General features: G+C 58.4%; 8 protein-coding genes. All 8 read right to left on the minus strand.

The window, feature by feature from the left end:
• Positions 1 to 951 precede the first annotated feature (951 nt).
• The 8 genes from AC5RTT_RS18815 to AC5RTT_RS18850 all read right to left on the minus strand — a co-directional run bounded on the left by AC5RTT_RS18815 (position 952) and on the right by AC5RTT_RS18850 (position 8,391).
• The gene (locus AC5RTT_RS18815; RefSeq protein ID WP_493995867.1) at positions 952 to 1,314 is read right to left on the minus strand and encodes a nuclear transport factor 2 family protein; all 363 of its coding nucleotides are present in this window, start codon (positions 1,312 to 1,314) and stop codon (positions 952 to 954) included.
• Between the two features lie 80 nt (positions 1,315 to 1,394).
• A complete protein-coding gene (locus AC5RTT_RS18820; protein ID WP_494146466.1) occupies positions 1,395 to 2,621 on the minus strand; it encodes an MFS transporter in 1,227 nt (408 codons plus the stop codon).
• A gap of 200 nt (positions 2,622 to 2,821) precedes the next feature.
• Positions 2,822 to 3,556: an SDR family NAD(P)-dependent oxidoreductase gene (locus AC5RTT_RS18825; RefSeq protein ID WP_494146467.1), complete on the minus strand. Its 735-nt coding sequence runs from the start codon at positions 3,554 to 3,556 to the stop codon at positions 2,822 to 2,824.
• Positions 3,553 to 4,848, minus strand: coding sequence for a flavin monoamine oxidase family protein (locus AC5RTT_RS18830; RefSeq protein WP_494146468.1), 1,296 nt, complete (start codon positions 4,846 to 4,848; stop codon positions 3,553 to 3,555). Before AC5RTT_RS18830 ends, AC5RTT_RS18825 begins: the two co-directional genes overlap by 4 nt.
• 574 nt (positions 4,849 to 5,422) lie before the next feature.
• On the minus strand, positions 5,423 to 5,944 hold the full coding sequence (locus tag AC5RTT_RS18835; protein ID WP_493995871.1) for an Lrp/AsnC family transcriptional regulator: 522 nt from the start codon (positions 5,942 to 5,944) through the stop codon (positions 5,423 to 5,425).
• 362 nt (positions 5,945 to 6,306) lie between these two features.
• The gene (locus AC5RTT_RS18840) at positions 6,307 to 6,720 is read right to left on the minus strand and encodes a RidA family protein (RefSeq protein ID WP_493995872.1); all 414 of its coding nucleotides are present in this window, start codon (positions 6,718 to 6,720) and stop codon (positions 6,307 to 6,309) included.
• A 92-nt stretch (positions 6,721 to 6,812) separates the two neighbouring features.
• Positions 6,813 to 8,048, minus strand: coding sequence for a carboxylesterase family protein (locus AC5RTT_RS18845; protein ID WP_494146469.1), 1,236 nt, complete (start codon positions 8,046 to 8,048; stop codon positions 6,813 to 6,815).
• A gap of 181 nt (positions 8,049 to 8,229) precedes the next feature.
• Positions 8,230 to 8,391: a flavin reductase gene (locus tag AC5RTT_RS18850; protein ID WP_494146470.1), complete on the minus strand. Its 162-nt coding sequence runs from the start codon at positions 8,389 to 8,391 to the stop codon at positions 8,230 to 8,232.
• Position 8,392 lies beyond the last annotated feature (1 nt).

The raw sequence follows: 8,392 nt of genomic DNA on the forward strand, positions 1-8,392 counted from the left end.
CCTCAGCGCCCTGCACGACCTTCAGGACGTGCTCATACGTTCCCGGGGTCTCCGGGGTGTTGACCGAATGAATCCACCCGTTCTTGCCAACAGGGATAAACACCCCGGTATCGATGGTCTTTGTCATTCTAGATGTCCTTCCAAAAGCAATACTTCACCAAGTCTTGGATCCAGACATAGCTGGCGAACAGATTGGATCGTTGATGTGTTTATCGGCTGACAGAACATAAAACACCGCCATTAGAAGCGTGTTCCGGCTCGGGTCCTGTCCGCTGTCGACGGTGAGATTCCCGGGCTTCATACGCCTTTTATCACTGATGCTGGCCAACCAAAGGAGTGGCGTGGATCACTTCAACTGGCCTGCTACACAATGATCTAGCGTTAACATGACTTTCGTCAAGACCTTGCAACTTTATTTCTGAGCGCTTGCTTGACTTCGACGGCCGCAATTACGGGCTCATACGACGCATTGTGAGACGAAATCAATCACATGCTCAGGTGTTGGGGTGTATGGCTGGTCCGATGCGCGCAACCTCCGGAGGGCGTCAGAGCCCTAAGGCGACCGAATTGTAGGACAAGGGCTGTAAGCCAATGCGAGGACATTGTCTACGAATGAGTTGTTGGCTCTCGCGGCGGTTGACTGGGCAAGGTCGCAAGCAAGGCCATGGCTCATGGGGCAAAGATCTAATTCAGAATGATTCTGCCGCTCAACCCAGTCGCCGTAACTACAGCGAAGACGTACGGGTCATCCCCGGAGGAAGGATACCGGTCCCCCATTTCTTCGCGGAGGCCGACAAGCAGCTCGCACCATTCCTGCCTGGAACGCAAAGTTGCTCTCCCGTCGGCGGGTTCAGTGTCGCTTAAAGACCCATAGGTTGCTGCTACGACCCAAAGTCGGGAAGTTGCAGCAACCTACGAGCCAAACCACGCTGTCTGTGGTCGGATATCAGGCTAGTCGTCGCTTGAGGGCTTCTCGTACACGTCCCAGTGCTCGACAATCCGGCCATTGGAAACGCGCCAGATGTCGAAAACACCTGCCGGTTCGGGGCCGTACCCGTGGTAGAGGCCGTGGGTCATCACGAGGGTGTCGTCGGCGAGAGCGCGGACGGGTTCATAGCCAAAGCCTTCGGGAAGATTTGCTAGGAAGCCACGGAGTCCGTCGAGTCCGTTGTCCGCGGCCGGAAGGGCGTGGTCAACGTAGTCAGGAGCGAAATCCTGCTCCAGGGCCGTGATATCCCGGTTGATGAAGAGCGCCTTCACGGCATGGAGGACGAGACTGCGGGCGTCGGTCGTTGTCGTCGTGCTATTGATCATGGTGTGTTGTTTCTCCTGTTGTTGGGACGAGGTTTTTGGGCGGGGATCGCCGTTGGACAATCTCCCGGTGGGTAGTCCGGTTATCCCGGCACGTTGGTCTGCTCGGGTGCCGCAGCCGGAAGTGGTTCTTCTGTTGCAGCCTTGCGACGCAAGTAGACAGCGGCGACCAGTGCGATGGCCAGCAGCCCCATGATCGTCGAAAGGGTGGTGATTCCGGGGAATCCGAAGGCTTCGAGTACCCACCCTCCAACAATCGGGCCCAGGGCCATGCTGGCAATGAGGGCGCCGCTGGCTGCGGCCGCGAGCCGACCGGTTGCGTCGATTTGTGCAGCAACAGCAGGTTGAACCGCCATGGTCAGCATGGAGATCATCCCTGCTACGTTTACGGCCACCACAACTGCCGGCGGTGATTCTATTGTCGTTGCGATTACGACCGAGAGTGTCAGGAGTGCGGTGATGACTACCAGGCCGGAAGCAAGGTGCCGCTGCCAGCCGGCCATCACCATGGCTATAACGCCGCCAATTGCTGCTGTCAGGTAAACGACCGTGAAGATGACGGCAATGGCGTCGACGTCGAAGTTGGCTCGTACGAGCAGTCGATCCGAGTAGGCGTAGTAGACCATGTTGAAAAGACTGGTGAGGAAGATCCCGGAAAGAAGCAGAACCGAAGTCGTTTTGACTGATCGCGATCGGCGGGTCCGGGGAAGTTCCGGCGTGCCGGTTACGGTGGCGACCTTGCGGGGCAGAACGAGAAGTGAAACGAGTATCAGCGGGATTATCGCCAGCGGGGTGATGAAGAGCCCGCGGAGACCGAAGCTTTCAACCGCTGCATACAGGGGTGTTGGGACGGCGGCTGAAACTACGTTGGCCAGTACCATTCCTGCCCCAAAAACGAGCACGGGGTACTTTTCCAGGGCTCCTGCGGCATTTGCGACTGCGAACAGTGCGCCGTTTCCCAACCCGGCAATGGCCATGCCAACGAGGACGCCTTCACCGCCTGCGAAGACCAGGGGGTAGCAAAACCCTGCGGTTTGGAGGATGGTGGCGAGGAATGCCAGCTTTCGAGGAGAAATTTTCGTGACCAGGAAAGTGGCGCCGATGGCAGCAACTGTCATACCACCGAGGTAGGTGGAGTTTACTCCGCCGGCTTGGGATGGGCTCATCCCGCCCGCGTCGATGAGGATTCCGGTGTACAAGGGCAGAAGGTTCGGGATGAAGAACAGGAGGGTAAAGATGAGGCTGTAGGCAACCACGGGTATCACTTTTGTCCTCAGGACCCCGGATGTATCTGCAGTGGTTTGAGCCACGGACATGTCGTTCCTTCCTTGGAACTGGTGTCTAGTTGTTGTGTCACTCCGCCCCGTCGTTGGAGCGGATGTAGTGGAAGCACGGAACGGTAACCGTGATGGAAGAGGGCCCCGTCGGTGGTCCACGAGGCAGCCCCTGTGGCGGCGAACAAATTGCGCTACTGATCCAGCGGGTCTGAGGGGAGACTTTGCGCCCAGACCTACATTGTTGAGGTCAAGCCGCCGTCGACGACGAGGGTCTCCCCGCTGATGTAGGTATTGCGTTCGGAGAGGAGGAATGCAATTGGTTCGGCTATTTCAGAGGGTTCGGCGGTGCGCGCTATGGGCAGACGGCCGGAGTCGACAAACTGGGTTTGGAACCACTCTGAGTCGGCTTCGTTAACGCCGGTGTCAGGGTCGTTGGACATCCGTGTCCGAACGAAGCCTGGTGAGACCACGTTCAGTAGAACGTTCTGCGGGGCCAACTCCTGGGCCAGAGTCCGGCTGGCGGCGTCAAGGGCTCCCTTGGCCGTGTTGTATGCCAGGAATGACGGCATGGCGGCGAACGCGCCAGTAGAACTCACGTTAACGATCCGCCCACCGCCGGTCTTCGCCATGCGCCGCCCGGCGGAGACGGACAAGAACACAGCTCCTTCGACGAAGATAGCCATCTGCTTGCGAAGGGTGTCCAGCGTGATGTCTGCCATGGTTGTGGGGGAAGCGGCGCCCGCGATGTTGGCAAAGGCTGCAATACTGCCGTGCTTATCTTCAATGCGGCCAAGGAGCTCGTCGTGCGCGTCGGTTTTCGTGACGTCAAACTCGTAGAAGGTGACCCCGTCGATCTGTCCGGGCTCCCTGTCCAGGCCGACTACATCAAAGCCGTCCTCCACCATACGGCGTGCTGTCGCCGCACCGATTCCATTTGCTGCGCCTGTAATGACGGCGACCTTCTTCATACCATCTCCTTGAGTTGAGCTGCATCTGCGGCTGCGATTAGGCGGTGTGCGGCCTCGTAACCGGTTTCCAAAGCACCTTCAATCCAGGAGAACCAGCGGAGAGAGATGTCTGCGCCGGCAAAATGTAGCCGGTCCTCGTCCGCACTCGGCGTTGCCGCGAGACCGGTAAGTTGGCCTGGACGCGGGGAAATCCACGTCCCTTGAGAGAAGTCGTCGACATTCCAGTCGTGCCCGTCGACGGCGATGACGCGAGCACCGGGTATGTAGTCGTCCACGGCCTTTTGGACGTCCTCGACGCTAAACGGGGAAAAGTTGTCCGCCGGATGTGCGAAACCAACAAGGAGGCTCCGGTCCCCGAGGTGCTTGGCGGTGGACAGCCAAGTCACGCCGCTGTCCAGTCCCCAGCCGACCGCCTGTACATTTTCCCGGACGCCCTCGACAAGCGCAAAGAATTTGAACCCGTGCCCGACGTGCCCGTCACCAAACAGTACTTGTTTGCCTGCGTTGAGGGGTGGATCGAAGGCCACCTGGGAAAGAGTGTTGACGGGCAGTGCAACTACTGCGCGTTCCGCCCGCAACTGTTCTCCGTCAGCGGTAGTGACGGTGACGCCGGCAGCGTCCTGGGTGATCCCCTGCACGGTGGTGGAGAGCCGGATTTCACCGGTGAAGTCTCCGGCCATGGCCTCTATCAGGCTGGCCGTTCCACTTTCTATTAGCAGGGATGGTGCCAGGGCGACGGGGCTGCCCCCCAGTGCGGCGATTGAATGCAGGTGGTATAGAACCGAGTTGTCGTGATTGTCGGTGCCTGAGTACAGGGAAGCCCATGACATCAGCAGATCACGCGTGATCGGCCCGGGTTCCAGGCTGTTTATGAAGTCTTCCACTGAAACATCGAGGTCTTGGATGTCCTGCAGGTGATGAGGAGTCCCCACCGTGACTCGGGCTGCGGCGGCGCGGAGCTGTGAGAGGGCTTCCTCAGCGCTGACAGCTTCCTCCCACGGCACGGGCAAACCAGCGCTTTCCCATCGCCGGCCATTTAGGTGCCAGATCAAACGCTGAGGCTCGGGAGGATATACGAGCTGCAGCCCGTAGCGCATTGTTTCGTTCCTGATGTGGGTGTGGGCGTCGTCAAGGTAAGTCCCCCCAAGTTCAATTCCGACCTCTGTCCCTGCAAATGACCGATAGGCTGTGCGTCCGCCCAAGCGGTCCCGTGCCTCAACCAGGAGTACCGAAAGACCAGCTTCCGAAAGCTCCCGCGCGGCCATTACGCCAGCGAAGCCGCCGCCGACCACAATCGAATCCCAAGTGGCCATGATTTGTTCCTTCCATGGACCGGTGCAGAAAACCCGTTCCGTGTTTAGAGCTCATGCTCGTCTTGGGTCGCCGGTTGTCCGGGTCGCTGGTTTTGCATGAGTTGTGTGTGCTGCCAGAGAGGCGAATACCCTCCCGTCATTCGGAGGGCCTTTGGAGCAGAGGCTCCTGAAGTCAGAGTGATGGATCTCACCAACTCTGCGTATAGGAAACAATAGTACGTAGAAAGATGCGCATGTCAAAGGAAAACTTAAAAGTTTCTTGTATATGCGCAGAAACCTGTACCTGTTGCTACTTTTGCTGTGCGAACCTGTTCAGGAAATTTTGACTCGGATAGCTGTTCCTGGGGTCTGAAGGCAGGTGGAAGTGGCCGGGCCTTGGCAGAAGTTGGTAAGGCGCATCACAACCCTGGGCTATCGGCGGCAACTGTGCAGGCCGAGTACGTCAGATCGGCGAACATACCACTTGGCTTGGGAAGTAAAGCTCTGAAGGCGGTTGCTCCTGAAGGGATGTGACCCTAGAAGCACTTAATTTCTGGTCGGTCTGATGCGCCGTTCATTCAGTTTCCAGGTCCTTGGATCGCAGCAGCCGCCAGTGCAGTTTGTGAACGTCGATCTCGAGCATCACCTTCACGGACTGGACCCCTGGCAATTCCCTTACGCCTTGTGTCAACTTCAGCAACTCTGCATCGTCTTCGGCGTAGATTTGAATGCAGAGGTCGAATTCTCCGAGCATCGTGGAGAGGTAGACGACCTCCGGCCATGCCTCAAGGGCCTGGACAACTTCGTCATGGGAGCTCGGCCCGACAATGGCAAGTAGGAGTGCCGGCTTGATCTGTCCGAATCCTGCTGGATTCGCGAAAGCCATGATCCGTACTCCGGCTTCCTGTAGGCGCCGTAACCGCAGGCGCACTGTGGCCTCCGGGATGTTCAAATTCTTGGCAATTTCACGGACTGGGCGGCGCCCGTCCTGTTGAAGCTCCTGAACAATGCGGACATCTACGGCATCGAATTTAGCGGCGGCGGTGTTCGTGGCTGATCGGCCTTCCTCGTGAATGAGCCTGAGTTCATGGCTCACTGCATCATGCTGGACGATACCGCATCTCCGTCCGAAGTTTTGGAAGGTTGTGTACATGCAGAAGTAGATTGACTGAGTGGGGCCAACCCTTTTGATCGTGAACGGCGGTATTTGCGCGTTCTAACGCGGTGTCTGAAGTGAGCTTGGATACAGACGCGGTGAACGTGTGAGGACGGTGACGAGACGGCAATCTCCCGCTGCGTCCAGCTGGTCGAAGCGGCTGCCCCTCACCTATGGCCACGAAGGGTGGAGCCGTGAGCGCCACCTGAGAGCGGTGCGTCTCTCGTCCATTCGATTTTGGGCCGTACAGGCCCTGGAAGCTTACTGTTCAGTGTCCAGGGCCTGTCAGGTTAATCCTTGAGTCAAACTTTGGCATCGGGGGCATAGGCGATGGCGTCTACTTCCAACAGCATGTCTGGAGTTATGAGCGCGCTGACTTGGATACCGGTGCTCGCGGGGTGCCTGTCGCCGAAAAACTCCCGCTTCACTTCCCAGAACGCCTTTGTCGTGTCAGCGTCCCGCAAGGGAACTACGAGGTAGTTTGTTAACCGGACAACGGATGTCAGATCACAGCCCACGAGTCCCAGAACATGTCGCATGTTCGTGAATACCTGACGCGCCTGCGCCTGGAAATCACCAAGCCCGACGAGCTCACCTTTTTCGTCATAGGGGACCTGTCCTGAAAGCCAAAGGTAGTCGCCTGCTTTGACCATCTGTGTGAGCGGATAGTCCTTGTCCCACTCCCAGTCTGGCCGGATATGCGTGAGGTCTGACATCAGTTTCCTTTCCCGGCCGGTCTCGGGCCAGTGATTAGTGGTTGTTGTAGGGGTTTTTCCATCGAAAGTCAGTACTGCTCGTCTACCTTTGGCTACGGGGCAGGAGAGGGGTCCTGCTCAAGCCTGTTGATGACTTTCGTATGCTTTGAATACTTCTGCCACCCGGCGCCCGGGTCCCCATTTCGAGCAAACGCCCCCCAGATTCCGCGCAGGTACAGGCCTCTGCGTTCGAGAAGATTCCAGTCACCGCCCGTCACCATGGGGGCAGACGTCCAAGCCTCTTTACTGCCGAGCAGGAAAGGTAAGTCCATGCAGTGCGGTGACCCCCAGCCGGATTCCGGTACGTCCCAATCAAACTCGTAGAGCCAGCAGGGGTATCCGTTTCCCACAGCTTCGTCCACTACCTCCCGTGTTCCCTTGATCATTTCGGCTGCGTTTCGTTCACGCACTGCCTCCGCGAACTGTTCGAAGACGCCTGGGCGTGGTTCGAATATCCCGTTCTCGATCATGATGAACGGGAGGGTGTCGTCGCGGGTCCATCCTGCGAGGAGGCGGGTACCGATCGGCTGCTCTATCCCAGGCCTGACGGGTGCCCAGATTTCGACAGTTCCCGCCTGCTCCGCAAAGCGCGTCTGCCCGGCAAGAATTTCCGCGGTGGACAGGGAGCGTGGATCCCGGCCGACGAGCTCTGTGAATGCCTTCGCCTGCCGGGTGACGTCCTCACGCTGGTAGGAAAGCCGGCCGAGATTGATGTCGCTGCTCTGGTAGATTGCGCCTTTAACGTGCGGACCAAGACCCCAGCGCTGCATCACCTCTATGGCAAATCCTCCGGCGGACTGTCCGAAGAGCGTGATGTTGTCGGGATCGCCCCCGAACTGGTCGATATAGCGATGAACCCATGCGACGGCGGTCAACTGATCGGTGGTCGCTGGGCTGGGCTCCTCTACGTCATCCAGACACAGATATCCGAGCACGCCTAGCCTGGCCGTCACGGTGACCACAACAACGTCCTGCTCTGTCGCGAGACGGGATCCGTCATACCAGGGAAGCTCACCGCCACCGGTTATGAAGGCGCCGCCGTGAAACCAGATCATGACTGGGCGATTGCCTATAGTGCCCGGGGTAAAAACGGACAACACCTGACAGTCCTCCGACTGTTCCAGTGGCGCCGGGGGACCCAGCAGCACGTCAAAACGTGACGGATTCTGCGGCGGGAGGGGGCCAGCTACATTCCCCGGTTCCGCTCCCTGGAACGGAACCAGCTCCGCGGCGGCAAAACGCTCAGCACTGGCGTACCTTATGTTCCGGTAGGCGAGGCAGTCATTCATATTGGTATCCACTCTCGTCTGAATCGACACACTCACTTACGCCGTGAGGCTTTCGAGGTGTCCGAAAGCCTCACGAACGCTCACCTTCACCTCCCAGACATTTTATGCTCCGGGCCTTACCAGGCAGCCCTTTCTTAGGCGGGCAACCGTGCGGCAGTGAAGTTGTTGGCGGGGTGTGGTGTTAGTCTGCGTTGAGTTCGAGCAGGTGGCGGTATTGGCCTTTGAAGTAGAGCAGGGGGTGGCCGGAGTGCCATTCCGGGGTGCTCATTTCGTTGACGCGGCCGATGACGATGTAGTGGTCCCCGGCTTCGTATTCGGCGAAGATGTCGCAGTCGAGCCACATG

It is taken from the genome of Arthrobacter sp. Y3221157 (genome assembly GCF_059089865.1).